At 71.5% G+C, this 26251-nt stretch carries 24 protein-coding genes; 8 read left to right on the plus strand and 16 right to left on the minus strand.

Features of this window, described 5'->3' with window-relative positions:
- Window positions 1–2: 2 nt before the first annotated feature.
- The 13 genes from ABZ478_RS07885 to ABZ478_RS07945 all read right to left on the minus strand — a co-directional run bounded on the left by ABZ478_RS07885 (window position 3) and on the right by ABZ478_RS07945 (window position 14179).
- Window positions 3–1319: an FAD-dependent oxidoreductase gene (locus tag ABZ478_RS07885; protein ID WP_359546330.1), complete on the minus strand. Its 1317-nt coding sequence runs from the start codon at window positions 1317–1319 to the stop codon at window positions 3–5.
- Window positions 1320–1431: 112 nt separating this feature from the next.
- Complete coding sequence (locus tag ABZ478_RS07890; RefSeq protein ID WP_359546332.1) at window positions 1432–2415, minus strand: LLM class flavin-dependent oxidoreductase; 984 nt, start codon at window positions 2413–2415, stop codon at window positions 1432–1434.
- 7 nt (window positions 2416–2422) lie between these two features.
- The gene (locus ABZ478_RS07895) at window positions 2423–2590 is read right to left on the minus strand and encodes a hypothetical protein (protein WP_359546334.1); all 168 of its coding nucleotides are present in this window, start codon (window positions 2588–2590) and stop codon (window positions 2423–2425) included.
- A gap of 26 nt (window positions 2591–2616) precedes the next feature.
- Window positions 2617–5463 carry a type 2 lanthipeptide synthetase LanM gene (lanM, locus tag ABZ478_RS07900; protein ID WP_359546336.1) on the minus strand — a complete coding sequence of 949 codons (2847 nt, stop codon included), beginning with the start codon at window positions 5461–5463 and terminating at the stop codon, window positions 2617–2619.
- Complete coding sequence (locus ABZ478_RS07905) at window positions 5460–7652, minus strand: peptidase domain-containing ABC transporter (protein ID WP_359546338.1); 2193 nt, start codon at window positions 7650–7652, stop codon at window positions 5460–5462. The genes lanM and ABZ478_RS07905 overlap by 4 nt, the downstream gene beginning before the upstream one ends.
- A 2-nt stretch (window positions 7653–7654) precedes the next feature.
- Window positions 7655–10672 carry a type 2 lanthipeptide synthetase LanM family protein gene (locus ABZ478_RS07910; protein ID WP_359546340.1) on the minus strand — a complete coding sequence of 1006 codons (3018 nt, stop codon included), beginning with the start codon at window positions 10670–10672 and terminating at the stop codon, window positions 7655–7657.
- Between the two features lie 110 nt (window positions 10673–10782).
- Window positions 10783–10944 (minus strand): class II lanthipeptide, LchA2/BrtA2 family, encoded by a 162-nt coding sequence (locus ABZ478_RS07915; RefSeq protein ID WP_351665482.1) that lies wholly within the window; start codon window positions 10942–10944, stop codon window positions 10783–10785.
- Window positions 10945–10980: 36 nt separating this feature from the next.
- Window positions 10981–11142, minus strand: a complete 162-nt coding sequence (locus ABZ478_RS07920; protein ID WP_174266226.1) for a class II lanthipeptide, LchA2/BrtA2 family — start codon at window positions 11140–11142, stop codon at window positions 10981–10983.
- 29 nt (window positions 11143–11171) lie between these two features.
- Window positions 11172–11336, minus strand: a complete 165-nt coding sequence (locus ABZ478_RS07925) for a plantaricin C family lantibiotic (protein ID WP_351665484.1) — start codon at window positions 11334–11336, stop codon at window positions 11172–11174.
- Between the two features lie 165 nt (window positions 11337–11501).
- On the minus strand, window positions 11502–12266 hold the full coding sequence (locus ABZ478_RS07930; protein WP_359546343.1) for an ABC transporter permease subunit: 765 nt from the start codon (window positions 12264–12266) through the stop codon (window positions 11502–11504).
- Window positions 12263–13180, minus strand: coding sequence for an ATP-binding cassette domain-containing protein (locus tag ABZ478_RS07935; RefSeq protein WP_359546345.1), 918 nt, complete (start codon window positions 13178–13180; stop codon window positions 12263–12265). The genes ABZ478_RS07930 and ABZ478_RS07935 overlap by 4 nt, the downstream gene beginning before the upstream one ends.
- A 184-nt stretch (window positions 13181–13364) precedes the next feature.
- Window positions 13365–13673 carry a transcriptional regulator gene (locus ABZ478_RS07940; protein ID WP_359546347.1) on the minus strand — a complete coding sequence of 103 codons (309 nt, stop codon included), beginning with the start codon at window positions 13671–13673 and terminating at the stop codon, window positions 13365–13367.
- Entirely contained in the window at window positions 13673–14179 is a 507-nt protein-coding gene (locus ABZ478_RS07945; RefSeq protein ID WP_359546349.1) for a hypothetical protein, read from the minus strand. The genes ABZ478_RS07940 and ABZ478_RS07945 overlap by 1 nt, the downstream gene beginning before the upstream one ends.
- 149 nt (window positions 14180–14328) lie before the next feature.
- On the opposite strand from ABZ478_RS07945, the gene ABZ478_RS07950 reads away from it, so the two are divergent.
- Both ABZ478_RS07950 and ABZ478_RS07955 read left to right on the plus strand, forming a co-directional pair.
- The gene (locus tag ABZ478_RS07950) at window positions 14329–15291 is read left to right on the plus strand and encodes an ATP-binding cassette domain-containing protein (protein WP_359546351.1); all 963 of its coding nucleotides are present in this window, start codon (window positions 14329–14331) and stop codon (window positions 15289–15291) included.
- Window positions 15288–16463: an ABC transporter permease gene (locus ABZ478_RS07955; RefSeq protein ID WP_359546353.1), complete on the plus strand. Its 1176-nt coding sequence runs from the start codon at window positions 15288–15290 to the stop codon at window positions 16461–16463. Before ABZ478_RS07950 ends, ABZ478_RS07955 begins: the two co-directional genes overlap by 4 nt.
- Before the next feature lie 620 nt (window positions 16464–17083).
- Here ABZ478_RS07955 and ABZ478_RS07960 read toward each other — a convergent pair.
- Window positions 17084–17590 (minus strand): MarR family transcriptional regulator, encoded by a 507-nt coding sequence (locus tag ABZ478_RS07960; RefSeq protein WP_359546355.1) that lies wholly within the window; start codon window positions 17588–17590, stop codon window positions 17084–17086.
- Between the two features lie 79 nt (window positions 17591–17669).
- Here ABZ478_RS07960 and ABZ478_RS07965 point away from each other — a divergent pair, with 79 nt between their 5' ends.
- From ABZ478_RS07965 to ABZ478_RS07975, 3 genes are all read left to right on the plus strand, one after another.
- Entirely contained in the window at window positions 17670–19802 is a 2133-nt protein-coding gene (locus ABZ478_RS07965; protein ID WP_359546357.1) for an MMPL family transporter, read from the plus strand.
- Between the two features lie 75 nt (window positions 19803–19877).
- Window positions 19878–20219, plus strand: a complete 342-nt coding sequence (locus ABZ478_RS07970; protein WP_359546359.1) for a DUF3140 domain-containing protein — start codon at window positions 19878–19880, stop codon at window positions 20217–20219.
- 34 nt (window positions 20220–20253) lie between these two features.
- Window positions 20254–20994 (plus strand): hypothetical protein, encoded by a 741-nt coding sequence (locus tag ABZ478_RS07975; RefSeq protein WP_359546361.1) that lies wholly within the window; start codon window positions 20254–20256, stop codon window positions 20992–20994.
- On the opposite strand, the gene ABZ478_RS07980 is transcribed toward ABZ478_RS07975, so the two are convergent.
- Both ABZ478_RS07980 and ABZ478_RS07985 read right to left on the minus strand, forming a co-directional pair.
- Complete coding sequence (locus tag ABZ478_RS07980; protein ID WP_359546363.1) at window positions 20925–22565, minus strand: MFS transporter; 1641 nt, start codon at window positions 22563–22565, stop codon at window positions 20925–20927. The genes ABZ478_RS07975 and ABZ478_RS07980 overlap by 70 nt on opposite strands.
- 208 nt (window positions 22566–22773) lie before the next feature.
- Complete coding sequence (locus tag ABZ478_RS07985) at window positions 22774–23550, minus strand: IclR family transcriptional regulator (protein ID WP_359546365.1); 777 nt, start codon at window positions 23548–23550, stop codon at window positions 22774–22776.
- A gap of 71 nt (window positions 23551–23621) precedes the next feature.
- Here ABZ478_RS07985 and ABZ478_RS07990 point away from each other — a divergent pair, with 71 nt between their 5' ends.
- Genes ABZ478_RS07990 through ABZ478_RS08000 form a run of 3 tightly spaced genes read left to right on the plus strand, consistent with a single transcriptional unit; the run spans window position 23622 to window position 26244 of the window.
- A complete protein-coding gene (locus tag ABZ478_RS07990; protein ID WP_359546367.1) occupies window positions 23622–24782 on the plus strand; it encodes a cupin domain-containing protein in 1161 nt (386 codons plus the stop codon).
- A 2-nt stretch (window positions 24783–24784) separates the two neighbouring features.
- Window positions 24785–25612: a fumarylacetoacetate hydrolase family protein gene (locus tag ABZ478_RS07995; RefSeq protein WP_359546369.1), complete on the plus strand. Its 828-nt coding sequence runs from the start codon at window positions 24785–24787 to the stop codon at window positions 25610–25612.
- The gene (locus ABZ478_RS08000) at window positions 25609–26244 is read left to right on the plus strand and encodes a maleylpyruvate isomerase family mycothiol-dependent enzyme (RefSeq protein WP_359546370.1); all 636 of its coding nucleotides are present in this window, start codon (window positions 25609–25611) and stop codon (window positions 26242–26244) included. Before ABZ478_RS07995 ends, ABZ478_RS08000 begins: the two co-directional genes overlap by 4 nt.
- The last annotated feature ends 7 nt before the right edge of the window (window positions 26245–26251 follow it).

The raw sequence follows: 26251 nt of genomic DNA on the forward strand, positions 1-26251 counted from the left end.
CTTCAGCGCACGGGACCGCTCGCCGTCGCTTCCTGGCCCGCGGTGGCCTGCTCGTCCCACTCCTGCATGACGCCCTCGACCTCCTCGACGCTCATCGGGTCGAAGTCCACGACGTCCGCGACGGCGTTCACGCCCGAGATCATCGAGACGAACCCGACGCGCGAACTCTGCGTGACCATGTTCCCGATCTCCCGGGCCCGCTCCTCGTACTCCTCGCGCAGCCGGGTCGGGTCCATGAAGAAGCGCACGTAGGCCAGGATGTCCTTGAACAACTGGCGGTAGAGGGCGTCGAACCGCTCCAGGGCCTGCGCTTCCTGTCCCTCGTCCCCCAGCGCGGCGTCGAGCGCCCGGGCGGCCAGCCAGGCCCCGGAGGTGCCCAGCCACACCCCGGAGGAGAACAGGGGGTCGATGAACGCGGCGGCGTCTCCCACCGCGGCCCAGCCCGGGCCGTGGAACGTGTCGCACACGTGGGACCAGTCGCGTGTGGTGCTCAGTTCACCGAGGGTCTCCACGTCGACCATCGTCCTCGCGACGTGGCTGTCCCTCAGGCAGTCGAGGAAGACGTCCCGCTGGGTACGGCCGCCACGGGTCTGCTCGGCGAGCTGCTCGGCGGACAGCACGTAGCCCATGCTCAGCTTGGTGTCCGAGAGCGGAATACCCCATACCCAGCCGCCGCCCTGGATGGCCTCGACAAGGATGTCGTCCTGGTACGCGATGGGCGTGTAGGCGTCGAAGTAGGTCCACACCGCGACGTTGCGCAGGTCGTCCTGCCAGTTGGTCCGGGTCAGCTGACGGGTCAGCAGGCGGCCCTGGCCGGAGGCGTCCACCACGAAGCGGGCGGTGGCCCGGCGCGTCTCGCCGTCCTGGGTGTAGGCCACCCCGGTCACCCTGCCGGTCCCGTCCCGGAGGATCTCCGTGACCTGGGCGGCCTCGTGCACCATGGCGCCGAGCTTCCGGGCGTTGTCGAGCATCAGTTCGTCGAACTCGCTCCGCGTGACGTGCCAGGCGTGGGTGAAGTGGCTGCCGGTCGCGGAGAAGGCCGCGGAGAAGTCGCTGCGCCAGGGCTCGGGGTCCCTGCCCCACCGCAGGGTGATCCCGCTCTTGTGCCGGAAGCGCGCGTCCAGCTCGTCTATGACGCCGAGTTCCTCCATGAGCGGAGCCATGCCGGACACCATGGACTCCCCGATGTGGTAGCGGGGGAAGGTCTCCCGTTCCAGGATGAGTACCGTGTGGCCGGCCTTGGCGAGCAGGCTTCCGACCGTGGATCCGGCCGGGCCGCCTCCCACGACGACGACATCGACGTTCTCGGTGCGGGACATGTGCTTTCGCCCTCTCTGCTGACGGACAATCGGGTATCAGGCATGGAAAGGTGACGCGCGGTCGGGCGTGCCGGGCCGGGCGAGCGGGGCGCCGCCCGGCCCGGCAGGCGCGTCAGGTCAGTCCGACGTCGGCCGCCGACACGCCCGACGCGCTGCCGAGGATCTGCAGGAGGTCCAGGGCGGCCGCTTTCGGTCCGTGCGTCTGCGCGACACCGATCGTGTTGAGGACGACCTCGTCCACCCCTGCGGCGGCGAACTCGGCGAGCCGGTCGTGGATCTGTTCCACCGTGCCGTACAGGAAGGCGCCCGCGTCCGCGACCCGCGCGGCGTCCTGCGCGTCGCCCTGGTCGGACACGGTGATCCCGGCCTTGCGAAGCGCGTCCTGGTAGTGGGGTGCCTTCAGATGGTTGCCGCAGGTCGCCTCGACCAGGGCGGTGACGTCACGGCCCTCGCGCGCGACCGCCAGCGGCACGATGGCCGTGGTGCGCACGGGCTTGTCTAGCTTGCGGTCCGCACCGCGCATCGCCGGGAGCAGCGTCTCGGCCAGGTAACCGGCCGGCAGGAGCCAGGTGATGGCCCGGTCGGCCACCTCGCCCGCGAGGGCCGCCATCCTCGGGCGCAGCACCCCGAGGCCCACCTCCACCGGTGGCGCCGGACGCTTCGGCAGCCGGGCGGCCACCGAGAAGTACTCGCCCTCGACCATCGCGTCGTCACCCGACACCAGGGCGCGCACGATCGTCGCGTACTCCCGGGAGGCCCGCAGTGGACTGGCGTACGGCTGTCCCATGAGAGCGCTCTGGAAGGACACGGGGCCCGGCCCGAACCCGGCCACCACCGAGTGCCCGGTGGCGAGTGCGACCGAGCGCGCCTCGAACGCCGCCTGGTAGGGCGACCGCATCGGCATCAGGGAGACCCCGAAGCCCATCGGGACGCGCACCCCGATGCCGGCGAGCCAGGCGGCGAGGTGGTGGGAGTCGAGGACCAGCGACTGCCCCTGCCACAGACGCTCGGCGGCGGTCCACTGCACGAGGTTCGCGAACAGCACCGCCTGTTCGGGACGGGCCGGCACCACCGGCAGCAGTATCGAGTACTTCATCGTCGCGCTACCGCTTCCGTCGACGTACCGACACGATCAGGGAGATGACGGCTCCGGCCACCAGGCCCAGCACGGCACCGCCCCGGTTGTCCTGGCTGAAGGCCACGGCCGCGATGATGGCCCCGATGAACAGGGGGAACGTCGGCGCCATGCCGTTCTGCTTGTTCTGGCTCATGACTGGTACTTCCTTGTCTCCAGTGGTCACCGCGGGACTTCCGGCCGGGCGCTCGCGCCGCGCGGCCGCGGCGACGACGGTTCCGGCACGCCGGAGGCGGTCAACGCGACCGGCACGAAGGCCGGGGTCCGGCCGTCCAGTGCCCTGTTCAGCATCAGGTCGGTATGACCGATACCCGACCAGCCGAACATGTAGCCCAGCAGCGAGGTTCGCCCCGGGCAACCGGTGTGGAATCCCCGCTCACGAGCCGCCCGCGCCACGCGTCCCCGGTAGTCGGCCGCTCGATCGAGCAGGGACGGGTCCTCGCAGAGCCCGCTCGCCGCGATCAGCGACTGGATGACGCCGCCGGAGCCGTGGCACACCGACAGGTCCACCGGCTTCTGCTCCGCCAACGACGTTGCTCTGTCCGCCAGTTGTGCGAGGCGACCGCCGGTGGGAGTGCCCGGCCGGCCCGCCGACGTCAGGATCTCCGCCGCGACCAGCAGCAGCCCGGCGCTGCCGTTGCACCAGCCGGGCACCGGCGGCAGCTCCCCGTGGGCCAGGCGTTCCGTCAGCCAGTCCGCGGCCGCGTCGGTCAGGGCCGGGTCACCCAGGTACCGGCCGATCCGGGATACCGCCCACCGCATGCCGATGTCGCCGTGGGCCACGTCGAACCACGCACGGTCCAGCGTCGTCCGGGCCTGTGCGAGCACCAGGTCGCACAGGCCGGTGAGCCGGTCCTCGTCCATCAGGGGGTCCTGACCCGCTTCGAGACGGGCCAGCACGGCCATGAGGAGGCCGCCGGGGCCATTGGCCAGGTCCGTCTCCAGCGTGCCGGCCTCGACCCGCTCCGGGATGCGCTCCAGCAGCCGGGCCACCCAGTCGCGGTCCTGCCTGTGGGGCCGGGTCAGCAGCATCGAGGCCGCTCCGGTGAACACGCTCTCCGGGGCCCGCAGCAGCGCCTCGCCGTACACATCGAGGAGCGCGCTCAGGCCGCGGTCGGCACTGAGGTGCAGCTCCGCCAGCTCCGGGTCGTGCTCCGCGGCGTCCTGGAGGAAGGTGACGATCCCTCCGTTGTCATGGAACGACAGGAAGTTGCCCGGGACGATGGTGGGGGCCCCGCGGTCGGGCCCCACCCCGCCGATCCAGCCGGCCTGCGCACCGTCCTCGCCCTGGTGGGTCACCCGCACGTCCTGGAGCGTGCGGGCCACCCGAGGCCACCATGCCTCGTCCGCGGCGGTCTGGAGGACCGGGGCGAAGACGCTCCGGCGGGACATGACGTCCGGCGCTCCCTCGGCGAGTTCGCCGAAGCACTCCTCCAGCACGAACCGGTGGTAGGCGTCGCTCTGCCCGGCGTGGAGCGCGAGGCCTGCCCGGGCGAAGTCCGCCGGTGACGACGGGTGGGCCCCCTCCTGCCGGGAGGTGTTCGTGGCCAGCTCGGTGGAACCGGCCCGCGCCGTGAAGTAGGGCACGTTCCCGGTGTCGAGGGCGGTGCGCTCGGCCTCGCCCGCGAACGCGCGGGCCTCGGCGGTCAGATGCCGAGGGAAGCCCTTCAGCAGTCCCAGGAGGCGCTCGGTCTCACCGGTGTCGCGCAGGTACCGCGGTTGTGTCGCCGCGTCGAGGAAGCGGCCGTACACCATCGTCGAGCGGATCAGGCAGCGCACGGGCAGGTCGGCGTACCGGTCGAGCACGCTCTCGATCGCCTCGCGCTGCCGGACGGCTCCCAGGGCGTCGGTGTATCCGGCGAGGATGTCGCCGTAGTACCGCACGGCCGGCAGCTTCTCGTCGCCGAGCCGCGGCACGTTCTCCTTGTGCTGGTACACGACGGGTTCCCAGCGCAGGCGGACGGCGTCCGTGCCACCGTCCTGGATCACGGTCTTCTTCAGTTTGCCGGACACCTGCTCGCCGCCGACGCCGACACCCGCCATGATCACGTCGATCGGCGACTCGGGCCGGACGTTCGGGACCAGCATGGTGGAGGCCACGGAGACCTCGACGTGGTTGATCAGCCGGTGTTCCAGCGAGTCGTCCCCCGAGCCGGCGCCCGGCCGCAGCATCATCTCCGTGTCGATGACGCACGGGTGCTCCCCGGCGGCCAGCAGGTTCTCGTCATGGAGGTCGGACGCGCCGATGGCGCCGAAGAGGGCGCACATCGCGCCGAAGCGGTAGAAGTACCGGGCCGGCTGGTCCGGCGCGGTCATGGCGCGGGGGGTGACGAAATGCTGCCACCCGTGCTCGCCGACGGACAGCGATGCCGGCACACATCCGTCGAGGGAGTGGGCGAGATACGGCTCGGCCGCGGCGTACAGGTCGCGGACGAAGTCGTCGGCCGCCAGGGTGCGCGGCTTGAAGACCAGTTTTCCGCCGCCGGCGAGGCGGGCGCCCACGACGCGCCGGTTGTCGTTGTGGGGGTCCCCGCCCGTGGTGATCAGAGAGGCGAGGGTGTCGTTCCCGTCCGCCAGCAGCCCGCCCGCCACAAGCCGCGGCCGGTCCTGGTGGAAGGCGGTGAACATCTCGTCGTAGGCGTCGAGGAAGTGGTGCAGGACCACGGTGAGCCGATGACGCAGCACCTCGTAACGGGCCAGGATGTCACGGCAGTTGTGCGGGTCCTCCAGGTGCCGGCGGAACTCCTGGAGCGCCTCGTCGCTCTCGGTGGCCATGGGCAGCCCCTGGGCTCCCCGGAATTCGTGGAACTCCCCTATCAGCACGCGCAGGGAGTGTCCCTCCACGGTGGTGACGAGGTCCTCCCAGATCTGGTCGGTCAGGTCCTCCGCGTGCTCGGGCGCGGACACTCGGGACAGGGGGCCGCGCAGTCGGTCCACGACTGCCTGACGGGGTACGCGGTTCGTGTAGAACGGCAGGAAGTCGACGACTGCCACCTGCGGGTCGGTCACGCTCGTTCTCCCCCCACCAGCGTTTCCTCCCGCTGGTCGTCACCGTACAAGTTCGCGTACAGGTCACCCTCGCCGAGGAGGTCCTCGTGCGTTCCGGCCTCCGTGATCGACCCCTTGTCGAGGACGTAGATCCGGTCGGCCGACTTCACGGTGGCCAGGCGGTGCGCGATCACGACCTGAGTGGCCCCGATCTCCGAGATGACCCGCATGACACGGCGTTCGTTGATGTTGTCGAGTGCCGCCGTGGCCTCGTCCATGACCAGGATCTTCGGATTCCCCAGCAGGGCGCGGGCGATGGCGATCCGCTGGCGCTGCCCGCCGGAGAAGTTGGCTCCCATGTCGGAGACCAGGGTGTTGAACCCCATGGGCAGGTCGTTGACGAAGTCGAGGATCCCCAGCCGGTCGCAGAACTCGCGGACGTACTCCTCGGACAGGTCCTTGCCCAGGGTCAGGTTCTCCAGGATGGTGCGGTTGTGCATGTGCACCTCCTGGGGGATGTAGCCGATGGTGCGGCGCAGGGCGGTCTTGTCGTAGTCCTCGAGGTCGTGGCCGCCGTACTCGATCGTTCCGCTCGTGGCCCCGTAGAGCCCGCAGATGATGCGGCCGAGGGTGCTCTTCCCGGATCCCGAGGGTCCGACGAGGGCTACGCGTTCTCCCGCGCCGATCGTCATCGAGACGCCCCGGACCACCAGGTCGCTGTGCTTGGTGAACCGGAAACTGACGTCCTTGAGGGTGATGGACGGGGAGGCGAGCTCGGTCCTGGTGCCGCCGGGTGCCTCCGGTTCCTCCTCGGAGATCTCCGCCAGCCGGGACACGTACCGGGACACCTCGTTGAACGAGGTGTAGGTCTGGAACACCGAACTGGCCAGGGAGAAGTAGGTCGCGGAGATCGCCTGGACCGACACGGCGGCCCCCAGGGAGATGCCGCCGTGGCTGACCAGGTAGAGGCTGAACAGCAGCAGGATCAGCGGCCCGAACATCTGCGTCGTGGTCGAGAGTCCGGCTATGCGGCCCTGCTGGAGACGCATACGCGTCCTCATCGCGTTCAGCGAGTTGCTGTACGTCTCGTTCCAGCCGGTGAGGAACTCCTCGGCGTAGCCGCCCATTTTGATCGCCGGGATCGACACGATGGCGTCGAGCTGGGTTCCCTGGCTCTTGGCGAGATACGCGATCTCCGAGTCGACCGCCTCGGTGACCCGGTATCGCGTCTTCATCAGATACAGGGCGTTGAGCAGGAAGAGGCCCACGGCGACCAGGCCCAGCCGCCACTCCGTGACCAGCAGGTACACCGTGACGCAGATCAGTGTGCCCACGTCGAGCACGCCCTGGGCCATCCGGGACGAGATCAGGTCGCGTACCGACGTCACACTGTTGAGCCGGTAGATCAGTTCGCCGGGCGGCCGTGTGGTGAAGAACTTGAACGGCAGGTTGAGGAGCCGGGTGAACGTCTGGCTCATCAGGTCCTTGCCGAGCACGGCGATCAACGAGGACAGCAGCACGACCCTCGTCAGGTGCAGCACGTAGTAGCACAGGGCGGCGGCCAGCACGGCCCCCATGAGGACGGCCGAGTCGCCGAGTCCCTGCCAGTGGGCGTAACGGTCGACGGCCCACCGCGTGAGGACGGGAATGCCGAGAACCGTCCCGTAGCCGCTGAGCGACAGCAGTGCCACCAGGCCTATGCGCTTCTTCGCGTCCGTCGTGAGCAGCAGGAACTTACGCCACTCGGAGAACGGCCTGGCGCGCTTCCTCTCGAAGCCCTCGGCCGGCTCGGCGGCGAGGACGATCTCGGTGAAGCTCTTCTCCAGCTCCTCGCGGCTGATCCGGCGCCGTCCGACCGCGGGGTCCATGACGACGGCCGTCCGGCCGTCGAAGCTCTCCAGGACGACGAAGTGGTAGTTCTCCCAGTAGAGGATCACCGGTGAGGTGAAGTTCTCGAGGGCGGCCACGTTCCTGACCCGGTACGGCTTGACCCGCATGCCGCGTGACTCCAGGAACTGCGCCAGCTGGCCGGCCGACAGGCCGTCACGTCCCGCTTCCATGACCTCGCGCGCGCTGACGATCTCCTCCGCGCGCCCGTAGTACCGCAGCAGGGCGATGCACGAACACAGACCGCACTCCGTCTGCGTGACCTGGGTGACGGTCGGTACCCGGCGTGCCGTGGAGATCTTCTCCCGGTGGGGTGTCGTCATGGTCAGCGCCCTCCCACGGTGAGGGTGAGCGGGCACAGGCGCAGGTCCGGCTCGATCCGGTTGAGCAGGTGCAGTGCGAGGCCGGCGCTGCCGACCATGAGGCTGTTGGTGTGCGCGTAGCGGCTGTCGGGGTCGGCCATCTTGCGGCGGAACACCTCCGGTCGGAGCCATCGGCGTTCCTGCTCCCGCACCTCGGCGTGCAGCGGTGCGCCGTCCGGGCCGGCGACGAAGCGCAGGGCGGCGTGGTTGCCCAGGTCGCCGTGGCACCAGGTCAGGTTGCGGCCGAACCCGAGACGCAGCGTGTTGCCGACCGCCTGGTCCCGCGCGGCCGTGACGTCCTTGCCGCCGGGCACGGTCCCGTAGGTGGACAGGGCCAGCGCGACACTGGTCGAGCCGTGGCACCAGCCCGTCGCGAAGGTTCCCTCCCGCGAGGCCCGGGATGACCAGTTCCGCTCGTCCGGGTCGAAGAACTCGTCGAGCCGCTCGACGAGTTCGGTCAGCACCGTCTCGACCAGGGGCCGGCGTTCCGCCGGCAGCAGGGGGTGGGCACGGCCGAGGGCGTGGACGATCCCGCTGATGCCATGGGCGAACCCCGACTGGTCCAGGACCGACCGGGCGTAGACCCCGTCCGACCGGATCGCCCGGGCGAGGAGGAGCGTCACCTCGGTGACCGCTTCGGACGCGTCGGGACCCGCGATGGCCGTGACGCAGTTCAGCACGCCCGCGAGGCCACTGATGACGTCCAGCGGCAGTTCGTCGGCCGGCTCGGCGCGGAGCTGTTCGAGGACCAGGGGTACCGCTCCCCGGGCGGCGCGCACCCAGTCGTTCTCGCCGGCCAGGCGGCCTGCCGCCGAGAGGCAGAACAGGATGCCCGCCATGCCGGTGTAGCCGCCGTAACCGGCCTGCCGGAGGCTGCGGGACTCGTAGCGGTGCGAGGCGAGGATGTCGGCGGTCGCCGAGAAGATCTGTCGCGACACGTTCAGGTAGCGGTCGTCGTCCAGGACACGTCCGGCGGCGCCGAGGGTGAGGGCGATTCCGGTCCGGCCGGTGTAGAGGTCATAGCCGAGCACGCCGGGCGGCCAGGGGCGGTCCGCCTCCGCGGACGCCAGCGGCCCGATCCAGGTCCTGGGCAGGTGTGCGAAGCGGTCGGGCAGGGAGGTCTCGACCAGGCCGTCGCAGAGCTCCCGCGCGAGGGAGACGAGGGCCTGACGCTCACCGGAGCCGGCACCGCCGTCCGCCGCGGGGGCTTGCGCGTACCGTGCGGGAGTCAGGTGGTTGTCCGGGAACTGGGCGGTGAACGCCGACCGGATGAGCCGCAGTTGCTGTACGAGATCGGTTTCGCCGAGACGGGCCGCCTTGGCCAGGGCCAGTTCCAGCGGGGAGTGGCCGAGCGCGGCGCCCACCTCCCGGCCGTCTCCGTCGCAGATCCGGGTTCCGGTGGCGCTGACGGTGAAGTACGGGACGTCCCGCTCGGCCATCTGGCGGAGCTCCGAGACGATCAGCGGCCGGGCCGAGGTCTTGCTGGCGATGGCGATGCGCTTGAGGAGCGCGAGATAGGTGGCCGGGTCGTCCAGGGCGCTCGGCCCCGTGGTCATGCGCAGGGTCTGGGAGTAGAGCGCGGTGGGGTTGTGGACGTAGCGGATCCGCAGCCCGTCGGCGATCGTGCGCAGCAGCGTGGTCCAGGTGTCTGGTGCCGCGAGGAGCGCACGGTACGTGCGCGTGAAGCCGTCCGCCATCTCCCGGCCCAGGCGGAGGATCTCCTCCTCGGTCCGCTCGCCGACGACGGTCTTGCGGCCCTGCACCGCCTGGGGTTTGAGGGAGAGCCTGATCCGGTCCGTGTACGGCGCGTCGAAGCTCATTTGCTTGAACGGAGAGGTACCGCGCCCCGGCCCGCCGAGGAATCCGAGGTCCACGTGTCCGCCCCGGTCCTTCTTCCTGCCGGCCATCACCAGCGGCAGGATGCCCACCCCGTAGACCGACTGCCCGATGGTGGCGTACGCGTTCCCCTCGGCTTCCGGAACCGGCCCGTCGTGGACCCGCTCCGGGTGGAGAAGGGTCTCGAGGTCCACCGGGACGGGACCGCGGCGGGTCGGCACGATGTTCTCGAAGTGCATGTCGCGTGCGTTCAGCACGTAGAGCACCGCCGCCAGTTCGCCGCTGTCCCGCATGAAGCGCTCGGAGATCTCGGAGACGTCCTCGGCCTCGATGTACTCGACATATCCGTAGCCGTCGCGGGCGAGTGCCCGGGCGGCGACGAGGCGGGTGCCGAAGGCCTTGTTGAGTTCGTCCGCGAGGCGGAGGTAGGCGGCCTCGCAGGACACGTCGCGCGGTTTGTAGACCAGGCGGGTGCCGGACTCGAAGGTGAGGATGCAGACGGCCCGGCCGTGATGGTGGGTGTCGCCCTCGGGGGTGCCGAAGGAGACCAGCCGGTCGTCCGGCGCGAGACCGAAGGCGGCACGGAGCACCTCCCGGTCGGCGACCACCCTGGAGCAGAGCTCGACGACGGCGTCGACGGTGCCGGCCAGCACCACCGGGGTGAGATCCCGCAGCACGGGGAAGCTGAGACCTCCGGCCGCGCTGAACGAACCGCGGATCGCCTCGTCCACGAAGTACCGGTAGCGCTCCCGCGGGCTGTCCCCTGCGAGGAGTCCCTGCTCGCGGGCGTGGTTGACGGCCGCCACCAGCGGACGGGTGTACATCTCGCGGACGCGGATCTCCGCCCTGGCGAGCAGTTCGACCAGCGCGTCGTCCAAGTCGTTGAACAGGGCGGGAAACGCGGCCAGCGGATCTCCGTCCGCGGCACCCGCCGCGATCGCCCTGATCACGTGCTGGAAAGGGTATTCCTCCGGACGGGTCAGCCAGTCCTTGACGACCCCGGGCCGGGCGGATGCCGCGACGGACTTCTGCGGCCCGCCGGCGACCACGGCGAGAACGTGGTCGTCGAACGGCGCGAGCGGCGTGATCGTCTCACCGATCTCCGTGTCGTCGAACTCCGGATAGAGGTTGATCGCAGATCTCATTGCCGTCCTTCTGCACGCGATGTGAAGTACCCCCAAAAGGCGGGGCGGAATGGACCCTTGGGGGTTTCGATCCATTCCGCCCCACCCGCTTACACCGACCTACAGAGCACTCAGCAGGCGCTGGTGCACTTGGTGGTCGGGCAGAAGGCGACGCTGGCCGCCACCGTCACCGCGATGGAGACCGGCGTCGTGCCACCGGTCACGTCGGCCTCGCTCAGCTCGATGAGCTCCGCCTCGTCGTACGCCCCGAGAATGTCCTTCTCGTTCTGCATGATCGTTCCTTCCCCGTTACTCGAACAGATCGGTTGTCAGCAGGCGCTGGTGCACTTGATGGTGGGGCAGAAGGCGACGCTGGCCGCCACCGTCACCGCTATGGAGACCGGCGTGGTGCCACCGGTGACGTCGGCCTCGCTCAGCTCGATGAGCTCGGCCTCGTCGTACGCCCCGAGGATGTCCTTCTCGTTCTGCATGGAGTTCCCTCTCTCGCCGCTGACCACGGTCAGTTGCAGTTGGCCTGGCATTCCTTGGTGAGGGTGCACCAGCCGCCGTGGTTGCCCAGCGCGTCCGACAGCGAGAAGGTGTTCGTGGTGCACGCTCCGTAAGCGACGCCGTCGAAGTCCTGCTCTTCGATCTCCTCAAGGAGGGACAGGTCACCCTGGTACATGGCAGTTCTCCCTTGTGTGGTGGATGCGGGCGCCGAACTGCCGTTCGGCGCCTGCTCCGATCATGGGAGGCGGACGTTCGACCCCCGCATCGCCGACGAGGGAGAGCGCGCATCGGCCGCGCATAAGATCCGCATGCGCGGGGCGCACGGACCGCACCGGTGCCGTCAGGCGTCGCGGCGCCGCAGGGCCAGGTAGCCGGCGATCGCCGCGCACGCGGTCCACGCCGCGAGGACCGCGAGTCCGGACCACGCGTTCAGCACGTACTCGTCGGGCGCGTGCCGGTAGAGCACCAGCCCGCCGGCCTGGTCGGGCAGGAACTGCGCGACCTTGCCGACGCCGGGGATGTTCGTGAGGATCGTCGAGATCGTGAAGAAGAGCGGCACGAGGATGCCCATGGTGATCGCGGAGGAGCGCAGGAGGACGGCGACGCCCATGGAGAACAGGCAGAGCATGGTCGCGTAGAGCACCGCCCCGATCAGGGCCGGCAGCACGCCGTCGTCGGTGAGGGACACGCTCTCGTCGCCCATGGTCGCCTGGGCGAGGAGGAAACTGGTGACCGCGGCGACGACGGAGACCGCCAGGGCCGCGAGGCCGCCGGTGAGCAGCTTGGCCGCGTAGAAGACCCCGCGCCGGGGCACCGCGGCCAGTGAACTGCGGATCGTCCCGGACGAGTACTCACTGGTGACGACCAGCACGCCGAAGACCACGAGCCCGATCAGCCCCAGCCGCAGCCCGCTGAACCCGGCGGAGATCGGGTCGAAGGACGAAGGGGCCGGCTTGTGCGCGTACTGGTGCTGCACGACGGCTCCGGTGAGCACCGCGAAGGCGAGGCTGAGGCCGACGCAGACGGCAAGGCTCCACGGCACGGAACGCAGGGTGCGCGCCTTGGACCACTCGAAACCGACGGCCGCGCCCAGGTCGTTGCTCATCGCACTGCCTCCTGCTCCGCGCGGTACTCGACGGCATCCGCGGTGAACTGCATGAACGCCTCCTCCAGAGAGGCGGTCCTCGGGCTGACCTCGTAGACGGCGATCCGGTTCTCGGCGGCCAGAGTTCCCACCGTCCTCGGGTCGGTGCCCACCGCCTCCAGTGACCCGTCGGGCCCGGCGTCCACCTGGACGCCGCGAGCGGCCAGCAGGTCGCGCACACGTTCGGGCTCGGGCGTACGGATGAGGACGTAGGACCGGGAGTTGCTCGCGATGAAGTCCTCCACGGAGGTGTCGGCGAGGAGCCGGCCGCGGCCGATCACGACCAGGTGCCCGGCGGTCAGCGCCATCTCGCTCATCAGATGGCTGGAGACCAGGACCACACGGCCCTCGTCCGCCATGCGCTTGATCAGGTCGCGGATCCACTTCACGCCCTCCGGATCGAGGCCGTTGACCGGCTCGTCGAGCAGGAGCGCCTGCGGGTCGCCGAGGAGGGCGGCAGCGATGCCCAGACGCTGGGCCATGCCCAGCGACAGCCCCTTCGCCCGCTTGTCCGCGACACTCGCGAGTCCGACCATCTCCAGGAGTTCGTCGACCCGCCGCGGCGGCAGCCGGTTGCTGCGGGCCAGACCCGCCAGGTGTCCCCGCACGCTCCGGCCGCTGTGCACCGCGCGGGCGTCGAGCAGCGCGCCCACGGTGGTCAGGGGGCGGGGCAGGTCCTCGTAACGCCGGCCGTCGATGAGGACCTCGCCCGAGGTGGGACGGTCGAGACCGATCATCGCGCGGATCGTCGTCGACTTCCCGGCGCCGTTGGGCCCCAGGAAGCCGGTCACCCGTCCCGACTCCACACGGAAGCTCAGATCATCGACCGCCCGGGTCTTTCCATAACATTTCGTCAGCTCTCGCACTTCGATCATCACACTATGCCTCCCCTTGCTAACGTTCCGTACATGAGCATGGGTGCGGAAGGGCGCGGGCCGGTGCCCGGCTCCCCGTTCGGTCGCGCCGCGCCCGCCCCGGTGCCACGGCGGACCGCGGGGCGGGCCTCCCGGCGGCCGAAGCCGCCGGCGGCCCGTGGAATCAGCCCACCGTCACGAGCGGTCAGTCGGCCGGCCGCGCGGCACGCGCCGTCGCCGCGATGCGCTCCAGCGCCGCGGCGTGCCGCACGAACGCCTCCCGCCCCTTCGGGGTGAGCCGTGCGAGGGTGCGCCGGACACCCACAGCGGCCTGCTTTCGCACCTCGACGTACCCCTCGGCCGCGAGTGCCGACAACTGCTTGGACAGGGCGGAGTCGCTCGTGCCGATCGCGTCCCGGATGAATCCGAACTCGGTCCATCCCGCGGGTGCCAGCAGGGCGACGATCGTCAGCCGTGGGGCCGGGTGCAGGAAGGCGTCGAAGTCGGCGTCCATCAGTACCGCCGCTCCGCCCGGCGCCGCAGCCGCGCCTCGGCCGCCCTGCGGGCACGGGGCGCCGCCAGCAGGCACGCTCCGACCACCGCCGCGGCGGCGATGAGATGAGGCGTCGGCACCCCGCCGGAGGAGAGCGCCGCCGCCAGCCCCTGGAACACCGCGAACGCGGCGATCCCGCAGGCCACCCCCACCAGCGCGCCCCCGGTGCCCAGCCTGTTGCGGACCGGCGCACCGTGCGTGTGGCGGACCACGATCCAGGCCACCAGCAGCAGCCCCGGGAGCAGCACCGCGCCACCCCAGGGGTTGGGCAGGTCGAAGGACGCGAAGGAGACGAACAGCAGCAGCGCCGCCGTCAGGACGGAGGAACGTGACAGCTCGAACCGCAGTTCGGCCACACCGGACTGTTCCTGCCGTCTGCGGATGTCCTCGAGCGCGGCTCGCGCGTCGGCCGGCGTCACGGCCTGCCGATCGAAGGGGTTCGTGTCGTGTTTGTCGTCGGACGCCATCGGCCCTCGCATCCTCCTGAGGAGCACCTCTACTTTCCTAACGAGAAAGTAGCAGGTAGTTTCCCGACAGGAAAGTAGACTCCGCGCACACGTCCACAGCACAGGCAGACGGAAGGGGAGGGCCCGTGGAACCTTTGCTACTCGAGGGAGTGTCGAAGCGCTTTGGATCCCGACAGGCGCTGGATTCACTCACGTTGACCGTGAGACCTGGGGAGATATGCGGCTTCGTCGGCGGCAACGGAGCAGGCAAGACCACCGCCATGCGCATCGGCGTCGGGGTGCTCACGCCGGACCGCGGACAGGTGCTCTGGGGCGAGGCGCCGGTCGGGCGACAGGAGTCGGCACGGTTCGGCTACATGCCGGAAGAACGCGGGCTGTACCCCAAGATGACCGTGGCCCGGCAACTGATCTACTTCGGCGAGCTCCACGGGCTGTCCCATGCCGATGCCCGTGAGGCGATGGTCCGCTGGACGGAGCGGCTGCGGATCACCGAGCACCGCGACAAGCGGGTGAACACCCTCAGCCTGGGCAACCAGCAGCGCGTACAGCTGGCCGCCGCCCTGGTCCACGCTCCCGAAGTGCTCGTCCTCGACGAGCCGTTCTCGGGGCTCGACCCGCTCGCCGTCGACGACATGAGTGACGTCCTGCGCGAGAAGGCGGCGCAGGGCGTGCCCGTGCTCTTCTCCAGCCACCAGCTGGATCTGGTCGAGCAGCTCTGCGACCGGGTCTCGATCGTGCGCGCCGGACGCCACGTGGCCTCCGGGTCCCTCGAGGAGCTGCGGCCCGCGGAGGCGAGCGGCCAGGTGTACGTGGAGGTCGAGGGCGCCGGCGCGGACTGGCCCGCGGGCTGCGCCGCGGCGGCCGGATTCCGGGCGCACCAGCAGGGGGTCCTGGTCGATCTCGTCGTGGGCCGCACCGAGAACGACCTGCTGGTGGAGGCCGTGCGGCACGGCACGGTGCGGCAGATGCGGCGGCATGTGCCCGGCCTCGCCGAACTGTTCCGGGACCTGGTCGAACCGGTCGGGGACGCGCCGCCCGCGGGCTCCCCGGCCGCCGGCGCTCCGTCCCCGCAGAAGGCCCGTACCTCCGACCTGGACGAGGTGTCCGCATGAAGCGCCCCGGCTCCGAGCGGCACTCGCTGAACCCGACCCGCGTCCGCCTGGTCTATGTCCGGGAACTGCGGGCGCGGATGTACACCAGGGGCTATCTCGTCAGCCTGGTCCTGCTCTCCCTGGTCACGTTCGGCCTGGTGATCGGCTTCAACTTCATGGGGCGCAGCACCTCGGCCACCGTGACCGTCTGCGGCACTCCGGCAGCGTCGCTCGGCACCGCGCCGCCGGGGGTGCGGGTGACGTCGTGCGACGGCATGGCCGGGGCGCGCAAGCTGGTCGAGAGCAAGGACGCGGACGCGGCGGTGGTCGTCGCCGGAGGCCACGCGTCCCTCCTGACCCGCGCCGACACCAGCGATCAGGCGCGGGCGGGCGCCGACGCGCTGGCCAGGACCTGGGCAGGCCACCAGGCCCTGCTCCGGCAGGACGTGGACCTGGGACGGCTGGCACGGGACACCGCGGCCGCCGAGCCCACCACCGTGACGGTCGGCAAGTCCGTGGGCTCGCTCCAACTGGGCGCCGCGGCGAGCCTGATCATCGTGTTGTTCATGCAGATCGTCAATCAGGGGTCGGTGATCGCACAGGGCGTGGTCGAGGAGAAGTCCACCCGGGTGGTGGAGGTGCTGCTCGCCACGCTCACTCCGCTGGAACTGCTCGTGGGCAAGGTGTCCGGCATCGTCACGGCCGGCATGCTGCAGGTGGCCACGATGCTGGGCGCGGTGATGGGGGCGCAGTCGGTGATGTCCGAACAGACCACCGCGATGCCGGGGTTGCGGGCCCTGGCGGTGACGGTGCTCTGGTTCCTCCTGACCTTCGCCATGTTCGCCTCGCTGTACGCGGCGGCCGGATCGCTGGTGTCCAGGCCCGAGGACCTGCAGGGCGTGCTGACGCCGGTGATGCTGCTCGCCCTCGCGCCGGTCGGTGCGGCGACGGCGGCCGCCGCCCATCTCTCCGCGCCCTGGGTCTCGGTCGTGCAGTACATACCGCCCTTCTCCGGCCTGCTGATGCCGCTCAAGGCCTCGGTGGGCACGGCGACGGTGCAGGAGCAGCTCGTCTCCGCCGCCGTCCTGCTGGTGGTCACGGCCTGCTGCATGCTTCTGGCCGGGAGGATCTACCGCAACTCGGTGCTGAGGGTGGGTGCGCCGGTGCGGTGGCGCCAGGCACTGGCCGCCTGACCTGTGCTGTCCGTGATCGGCGGGGGACACGGGCCCGGTGGTGAACCGGCGGGCCCGGCCCCTGCCCGGCTCCACGAGCGGCCCGGCGCGGCCGCCTCATGAGGCGCGGCCCGGGGCCGCGGGGGCCGCGCGCCGCTGCCGCCTCTCACGCCGCCGCGGACAGCGTCCGCCGCTGCCCCGCCCGCCGTTCACCGCCGCGTCGGATCAGAGATCACCGCGAGCGTCCACGCGCGCGGCTCGGATCACGTCGAGCGGTGGCCTCGCCTCCCGCGCGGTGTTCCGCTCCGTGTCGTACCGCTCCCACAGCCCGTCCGACTCCTCGACGCTGTTCGCCGATGACAGCGGGGCATCCAGGCACGAGACGGGTTCGCTCGATCTCCGCCTCGCCCACGTCCCGGTCCGCCGTCCGGGGCGGTCTCCGATCCCGAGCGGCCGCATAACCCGCTTCGACGATCACCGGCGGCTGCCGACCGACGCGGGACCCCCCTGGCGTCATGTCGGTTTCCGGCTCGCCGCACATCCCACTCCCCCGTGCCGTCCGTTCGTCACGGACGCCGTCCCGTGCCTGGTCGAAGGCCGGCTCCTCAGGTTCATCCCGAAGTATGCGGATCTCGCGGGTCTCAGGCCCGGGGGTCGGGTCCGCTGCGCAGGAGGGCGAGTTCCCGGTTCATCTCGCCCAGGAAGCGGGCGACCACGCTCAGCTCCGCGGGGCTGAAGCGCTGCCGCGCGGCCTCGGTGCCGCGGGCCAGGGGCTGGAAGAAGTCCCGGGCGAGGCTCCTGGCCGCCTCCGCGTAGTGCAGATGGACGACGCGGCGGTCGTCGTCCGCCCGGACGCGCCGGATGTGCCCCGCCCGCTCCAGGCGGTCCAGGCAAGCGGTCATGGCACCGGAGGTGAGGTCGAGCCGCCTGCGCAGCCGCCCCGGCGTCATGGGCCCTTCCTCGGGGTCGGCGTCCAGGATCGCGACGAGGGCCTGGACGTCGGTGAGGTGGAGGCCCTGCGTCTGGGCGAACTCGTGGGCGATGCGGTTGAACTCGCCGTTGAGCCGGCGCAGAAGGACCGCGAAGGACTGCAACCCCGTGGGGTCGTCCCCCGGAAGAGACGGCGAGGCGTGTTCGGTCCCGTACATCGCCCCAGTATATGGTTACTCGATCATTGAGATACTTCACGACTGACTTACTTGGTCGCACCGGCATTCGAGGAGACGCATGAGAGCGACACCCGGCCGGACGCGGTGGCTCGTGCCGCTCGTCCTGCTGTTCGTCTGGCTCGGTGTGGGCGGAACGCTCGGGCCCTACGCCGGGAAACTGGGCGAGGTCGCCACCAACGACCAGTCCGCCTTCCTGCCGCAGAGCGCGGAATCGACCAAGGTGCTCAAGGCCCGCGAGGCGTTCGACCAGGCGGAGACGCTGCCCGCGATCGTCGTCTGGACGTCGGACGGGAAGCGGATCACGGACGACCGGCGCACGACCGCCACCCGGGCCGTCGGAGCGCTCGCCGGGCGGACCGGGATCGTCGGCGCGCCGTCGCCCGCCCTGCCCTCCGAGGACGGAAAGGCGTTGCAGGCCGTCGTCCAGCTGCGGCCGGACCTGGGCGACCGGTTGCCCGACGTGCTGGACACCGTGCGCGAGGCCGCGCGGAGCGTGCCGGGTACGACGGCAAAGATCGCGGGCCCGGCGGCGAGCCAGGCCGATCTGGGGGACGCGTTCGCGGGTATCGACGGGCTGCTGCTGGGCGTGGCGCTGGGCGCCGTACTGCTGATCCTGCTCCTGGTCTACCGGAGCGTCCTGCTGCCCTTCGTGATCATCCTCGGTGCGGTGTTCGCCCTCGGGCTGGCGTGCGCGGTCGTCTACGCGCTGGCCGACAACGACCTGGTCCGGGTGGACGGCCAGGTGCAGGGCATCCTCTCCATCCTCGTGATCGGCGCCGCCACCGACTACGCGCTGCTGCTGGCCGCGCGGTTCCGCGAGGAACTGGCGACGGGCCAGGACCGTGCCACGGCCGCGGTGGCGGCGGTGCGCAGGTCGTTCGGCGCGATCACCGCCAGTGCCGCCACCGTGGCGCTCGCGCTGCTGGCCCTGCTCGCCAGCGACCTCACCAACAACCGGGCGCTCGGGCCGGTCGGCGCCATCGGCATCGTCTGCGCCGTGCTCTCCACGCTCACGTTCCTGCCGGCCGTGCTGGCGCTGCTGGGCCGCACCGCCTACTGGCCGTCCCGACCGCGCGAGTCGGACGCCTCCGTGGAGGGGCACGGCGTGTGGCACCGCGTCGCCGGCAAGGTGGGCGCACGGCCGCGCGCGGTCTGGGTGGTGACCGCGCTCGGGCTCGCCGTGCTCGCGGCCTTCTCCCCCTCGCTGTCCGCGAAGGGCGTGCCCCTCGACGAGATCTTCGTGAACGACGCCCCGTCGGTCTCCGCGCAGAAGACGCTCGGCGAGCACTTCCCCGGCGGATCCGGCAACCCGGCCGTCATCATCGCCGACGCCGGCCGGGCCGCCCGGGTGACCGCCGCGGCGAAGGACACCGAGGGCGTGGCGTCGGCGGCCGCCGTCTCGGCGTCCGGGCGGCCCGGCGGCGGGGCGCCGAAGGTCGTGGACGGGCGGGTCCGCGTCGACGCCACCCTGGCGGCCGCGGCGGACAGCGACGCCGCGAAGCGGACGATCGAGCGGCTGCGCGCCCGGGTGCACGCGGTGCCCGGAGCCGACGCGCTGGTCGGCGGCTACACGGCCCAGCAGTACGACACCCAGCGGACCTCCGCCCGCGACCGCACCGTCATCGTGCCCGTCGTGCTGGGGATCATCCTGCTGATCCTCGTCCTGCTGCTGCGCTCCCTGCTGGTGCCGGTGCTGCTGGTGGCGACGGTGGCGCTCAACTTCCTGGCCACCCTGGGCGTTTCCTCGCTCGTGTTCAAGCACGTGTTCGGCTTCGGCGGCGCGGACGCGTCGGTGCCGCTGTACGGGTTCGTGTTCCTGGTGGCGCTGGGCGTCGACTACAACATCTTCCTGATGTCCCGGGTGCGCGAGGAGGCGCTCGTCCACGGCAACCGGCAGGGTGTGCTGCGCGGTCTGACCACGACCGGAGGGGTGATCACCTCGGCCGGGGTGGTGCTGGCCGCGACGTTCGCCGCCCTGACGGTGATCCCGCTGGCCTTCCTGGTGCAGATCGCCTTCATCGTGGCCTTCGGCGTCCTGCTGGACACTCTGGTGGTCCGCTCGCTGCTGGTCCCGGCCCTGGTGCTCGACATCGGCCCGCGGGCCTGGTGGCCCAGTGTCCTGCCGCGTGACGGCGCCGCTCCCGTGCCCGGTGCGCGCGAGGCGAACGGCGTGGAGGGCGCCGGGGTCTGAGGATGCGCGCTCCGGTGACCTGGACGAACCTGGGCAGGTAGGGCGACCAGGTGACGCGAGAGGTGACCATCGTTGATGTCCGCACAGCACGAGGACAGCGAGGACGACGACGTCCGGCACGCGTTCGGCGACGCCGTCAACATGACGGCCGGCGAGCTCGAGAAGTGGCTGGAGACCGACGAGTCGAAGAGCGTGGGGCAGAGTGACGGCGGCGAGAGCGTCGGACACGAGTCCGGACGCCGCATCGTCACGCTGCTGCGCACGAAGAAGGCGGATCTCGACGAGGACGACATCGCCCACATGCGCAAGGTGGTCGGCTACGTAAGACGCCACGTCGAACAGCGCCCCGGTGGCGACATCACCGACACCAGATGGCGCTGGTCACTCATGAACTGGGGTCACGATCCGAAGAAGTGACCGGCCGGCGGCCGGCGGGACCACCTGGGAGCTGGTGCTGGACGGCGCCGGCGCGGTACTGGCGTGCACACCGCGGGCACTGGAGCTGCTGGGCGGCGCGGGCACGGCCCCGAGCGGGCTCGACCTGCCCTCGCTCGTGACGGATCCCGCGGTGTGGGACCGCCTGGCCGGGGCCGCCGGCGCCGGCCGGGACGCCTGCGACCGGGTGACGATACGCCGCCCCGGCGGCGGCCGGGTGGACGTCGACGCGCAGGTGTCCGCGCTCACCGGGGACACCGGGGCGCGTTTCCTGGTCCGGCTGCTGCCCACGGAGGAGGCGGCACTCGAGGACGCGTGGGGGATGCGGGTGGCCCTGTCCGGCGGCGGACTGGCCGCGGCCGACCCGCGCGCGCAGCAGCGGCTGGATCTGCTGCACGGGGCCGCGGTGCGCATCGGCGGCTCCCTGGACGTGGTGCGCAACGCCAGGGAGGTCGTCGATCTGCTGGTGCCCGTCTTCGCCGACTACGGAGCGGTGGACCTGACCGAGGACGTGCCGGCCGGACGGGAGCCCGGGTCCTTCGACCGCGGGACACCGCTGCGCCGGGTCGCGGTCGCCGCCGCCTCGGGAACCTGGCCCGAGGACGTCTATGGTCTCGGCGAGCCGGCGTGCGCCGCCCGCGCCCGCCTGATGCCAGAGCCTGCGCCCCCTCGGCCCGCCCGCCCGTGCTACGGCGTGATGGGAGCAGCCTCCGGCAGACCGTCCCGGCCGGCCGTCAGGGGCGCGGCCTCCTCGTGACCGGCCGCGCGGAGGGTGTGCACGCCGATCATGCCGAAGGCGGTCAGCGCCGCGGCGACGGCGGCCGCCACACCGCAGACCAGGAACGCGGTGCCGAAGCCGCTGCCCAGGGCGTCCAGGGCGAGGGCGTGCGCCGCGGAGCCCGGGGCGCCGGGCGGCAGGCTGTTGACGGCGATGGGCCCGCCGGCCTCGGCGATCCCGCGTGCCGCCGTCGCCTGCCCGACCGACAGGCCGGCACCGGGGAGGTTCGCCGTGAAGGCCGTCCCGGCGTTGCTGAGGGCGACCGCGCCGACGACGACGGGGCCGAGGGCGAAGCCGAGGTCGCGCAGCATGTTGGTGGTGGCGCTGGCCATGCCGGCCAGATGCGGGTGCACGCTGTTCAGGGCCACCGCGGTCACCGAGCTGACGGTGAGGGCGAAGCCGACGCCGATCAGCAGGGCGGGGGTGACGAAGGCGCCGAGTCCCTGGTCGGTGACGTCCAGCCGGGTGAACAGCAGGCAGCCGACCGCCATCAGCGCGAATCCGGTGGTCAGCAGCCAGGAGGCGGCGACCCGGTGCAGGAGCCGCGAGACGACCGGGATCAGCAGGAAAGCGGGGCCCTGGAGGAGCAGGAAGAGGATCCCGACCCGGATCGGATCCTGGTGCTGCACGGGCCCCAGCCACATGCTCGTCGCGAAGCAGGCGCCGAGGAAGGCGAGCATGCCGATGACCGCGACGACGGACGACACGGTGAAGGCCCGGTTGCGGAACAGCTTCAGGTCGAAGATCGGTGACTCGGCGCCCAGTTCGACCACGACGAACCCGGCGAGGAAGCAGCCGCCGAGGGCGAAGGCGAGCAGGACGGGCAGGGTGGTCCAGCCGGACTCGGGCCCCTCGACGGCGCCGTACAGCACCAGGATCAGTCCGGCGGCGAAGGTGATCTGGCCGGGTACGTCGAGCCTGCGGCCCGCGGGTGCCTTCGACTCGGTGACCAGGGTCAGGGTGAGCACCATGCTGACCAGGGCGAGTCCGACGAGCACCCAGAAGGAGCCGCGCCACGATCCGATCCCGGCGAACATGCCGCCGAGCAGCGGTGAGACGGCGGCACCGGCGGACAGGAAACCGCTCCAGACCGCCACCGCGTGCGCCCGTTGCCGCGCGGTGCGGGTGACCGCCATGATCGCGGTGAGGGAGCCGGGGAACATCGCGCCGGCGCCCAGTCCGCTCACGGCCGCGCCGATCCACAGCACCTGGACGCTGGGGGCCACGGCGGAGACGGCGCTGCCCGCGGCGACCAGGCCCGTGCCGGCCGCGACCAGCCGGCGCCGTCCGAAGAGGTCGCCGAGGACACCGAAGGTGAACTCGAAGCAGACCACGGCGATCATGAACGCGGCGGTGACCCAGGTGAGCTGGGAACCGTGGGTGTGCAGGTCCTCCTGGAAGAGCCCGTTCAGCGAGGCCGGCAGCGCGTTCGCGACCTGGGCCACGAAGACCGCGCCGCAGGCGGCAGCCAGTGTTCCCGCGTAGCCCGGTGTCCGGGCGGCCCCCGCGGTCGGGCCCTGGGACGTCGTCGTCCCGTTGTCGAGCGTCATTGCTGTTCTCCCTGGCTGGGAAGGACGGGCGTCCCGGAACGCGAGCCACGGGACGTGGAAGGCCCGGGCTCGGCGCGTGGTGGGGGGAGGGCACGGCGCGAGTCGGGCGGCGATGCCGTGGAGAATGACACTCGCTTTACGGCACGTCAATGATTCGTGCACAATCTAAAGTGAACGTTCTGCCTGTCGAGACGCGCCGCCCGCCGGTTCAGTCCAGCGCGGCCAGGTCCGCCTCCAGCGCGTGCGCCGCCGCCTCCAGGGCGGAGACCAGGGAACGGAGGCGCTGCGGGTCGTAACGCACGCTGGGCATCGACAGCGACAGACCGGCCAGCGCGGCGCCGTCCTGATCGCGCACCGGCACGCCGACGGCGACCAGGCCCCGCTCGGACCGCTCCTGGTTGACGGCGAACCCCGTGCGGCGCAGCCGTTCCAGCTCCGTCCGCAGTCGGGCGAGGTCCGGGCGGTCGGCCGGGCGGTCGTGGTAGCGCTCGGCGGCGTAGACCTCCTGGAGTTCCGCGTCGGAGAGGTCGGCGAGCAGCAGCAGTCCGGCCGTCGTGCGGTGGGCCGGGAAGACCATGCCCTCCCGGGAGCCGACCCGCAGGGCCTGCCGGCACTCGACGCTCGCGATGAACCGGGCCGTGTCCCCGGTGCGCACGATCAGGTTCGTGGTCTCGTCCAGCAGATCGACGACCCGGTGCAGATGGGGCAGCGCCGCCGCACGCAGCCGGGACACGAGGGACTGGGAGTGCGCGGCGAGTTCCAGCACCGGGCCCGCGCGGTAGACACGGTCCTCGCCCCGCACGGCGAAGTCGCGGTAGACGAGCATCGCCAGCAGCCGATGGGCGGTGGACCTGGCGACGCCCAGCCGCTCGGCGATCTCCGACACGGTCGCGCCGCCCTCCATCTGCAGGATGGTCGCCGCCCGCAGCGCGTGGTCCACGCTGGCGATGGGGTACGGCGGCGGCGTCTTGAGCGGCTTGTCCATGGGATTCTCCAATGGTTCTGCTCTCCAGAATCTACATGTTCTCCTGACAGACAGGGTGCACGCTGCGAGATGTGACTCAGTCCTCCATCGCCCAAGACATCGCGAAGGGTTCCCCGGTCCGGCTCCAGGCCGTGTCCGCCGAGGGGCAGCCCGAGGTCACCCCGGCGCTCGAAGAGCTGTACCGGGGTTTCGAGCGGGAACTGCTCGTCCCGCTGTGGACCGAGATCGGCGACCTGATGCCGGCCCACCCGCGTTCGCGCGCCGTGCCGCACCTGTGGCGCTGGGAGCGGCTGCGGGAGCTGGCGGCCCGGGCCGGCGACCTGGTCCCGGTCGGCCGCGGCGGGGAACGGCGGGCCATCGCGCTGGCCAACCCCTCGCTCGGCGGGCGGCCGTTCGCCACCCCGACGCTGTGGGCGGCCATCCAGTTCCTCATGCCCGGCGAGGACGCCCCGGAGCACCGGCACACCCAGCACGCCTTCCGGTTCGTGGTCGAGGGCTCGGGAGTGTGGACGGTCGTCGGCGGCGACCCGGTGCCGATGAACCGCGGTGACTTCCTGCCGCAGGCGGGCTGGAACTGGCACGCCCACCACAACGCCACCAGCGAGCCGATGGCGTGGATCGACGGCCTGGACATCCCGTTCCAGTACGTCAGCGAGGCGCAGTTCTTCGAGTTCGGCCGGGACGAGATCGGCGACGCCGAGCGGATCACGCCCGACCGCTCGCGCTCCGAGCGGCTGTGGGGCCACCCCGGCCTGCGCCCGCTGTCGGCCGCCCCGGCCACGCCGGGCAGCCCGCTGCTGTCCTACAAGTGGGAGTACACCGACGCGGCCCTGCGCGACCAGCTGCTGCTGGAGAAGGAGGGCTACGGCGGCACCGTCGAGCCCGGCCACGCCGCGGTGCGCTACGCCAACCCGCACGACGGCGCCGACGTACTGCCGACCGTCCGCGCCGAGTTCCACCGCGTCGCCCGCGGCGCCGAGACCGCGCCGGTGCGCGAGACCGGTTCCTCGGTCTACCAGGTCTTCGACGGCTCCGGCGTGGTGACCGTCGGCAGGAAGTCCTGGACGGTCGGCCGCGGCGACCTGTTCGTCGTCCCGTCCTGGGAGCCGTTCTCCGCCCGTTCGGAGGCCGGTACGACCGACTCCGACGCGGGCGCCCTCGACCTCTTCCGCTTCTCCGACGCGCCCGTCTTCGAGGCGCTCAAGCTCGACCGCACCCAGAAGGACGCCTGAACATGAAGCTCGCCACCATCCGCACCGCCGACGGCACCCGCGCGGTCCGCCTCGACGGCGACGTCCACGTCGACCTCGGCCACGCCGACCTGGGCGAGCTGTTCGCCGAGGACGGCTGGCGGGAGAGGGCCGCCGCCGCGACCGGCACCGAGTACCCGGTCGCGGGCGCCGACTTCGCGCCGGTGGTCCCGAACCCCTCCAAGGTCGTCTGCGTCGGCCACAACTACACCAACCACATCAAGGAGATGGGCCGCGAGCTGCCGACCCACCCCACCCTCTTCCCGAAGTTCGCCGACACCCTGCTGGGCGCGAACGACGACATCGTCAAGCCGGCCGAGACCGACGCGCTCGACTGGGAGGTCGAGCTGACCGTGGTGATCGGCAAGGAGGTGCGCCGCGCCGACGAGCAGCAGGCCGCCGACGCCATCGCCGGCTTCACCGTCATGAACGACATCTCGGTGCGCGACTGGCAGTTCCGCACCATCGAGTGGACCCAGGGCAAGATCTGGGAGGCCTCCACCCCGGTCGGCCCCTACGTCGTCACCCCCGACGAGGTCGGCGGCGTCCGCCCCGCGCTCGAGGTCAGGACGGTCGTCGACGGCCAGGTGATGCAGCGGGACGACACCGGCACGCTGCTGTTCGACCCGGTCTTCCTGGTCCAGTACATATCCACCGTCATCACCCTGCGCCCCGGCGACATCATCGCCACCGGCACCCCGGCCGGCGTGGGCAACGCCCGCGACCCCAAGGTCTTCCTGCTCCCCGGGCAGACCGTGGTCACCGACATCGGCGGCCTGGGCGCCTGCGCCAACAAGGTGGTCGAGGGATGACCGTCGGCACCCGCACGCCCGCCGACGCCCGCGAATGGGCCCGCACGGGAACGGAGTTGCTGCTCGACGCCGCGGCGGGCCTCGACGAGCCGGCCTTCCGCGCCGCCAGCGCGCTGCCCGGGTGGAGCCGCGGGAACCTGGTGGCGCACGTCGCCGCCAACGCCGACGCCCTGGGCCATCTGGTGCACTGGGCGGCCACCGGCGAGGAGACCCCGATGTACGCCTCGGCCGAGGAGCGCGCCGCCGGGATCGCCCGGGGAGCCACCCTGTCGGCCGGCGAGCTCCGCTCCTGGCTGACGGCCTCCGCGGACAAGCTCGCGGCGGGCCTCGACGGTCTCACCGAGGAGCAGTGGCACCGCGAGGTCGTCACCGCTCAGGGCCGTACCGTCCCCGCCACCGAGCTGCCCTGGATGCGCGCCCGCGAGGTGTGCGTCCACGCCGTCGACCTCGGCACCGGCGTCGTCGCCTTCGCCGACCTGCCGAGGGGTTTCCTGGCCGCCCTGGTGGAGGAGATCCGTGCCAGGCGTGGGCTGACCGAGCTGCCCGACGGCCCGCTGCCCGAGGTCGCCGCCTGGCTGGCCGGCCGTCCGCACTCGCTCGCCGACGCCCCCGGGCTCGGCCCGTGGCTCTGAAGGAGTG

Source organism: Streptomyces sp. NPDC005706, assembly GCF_040631045.1.
Taxonomy (GTDB): domain Bacteria; phylum Actinomycetota; class Actinomycetes; order Streptomycetales; family Streptomycetaceae; genus Streptomyces.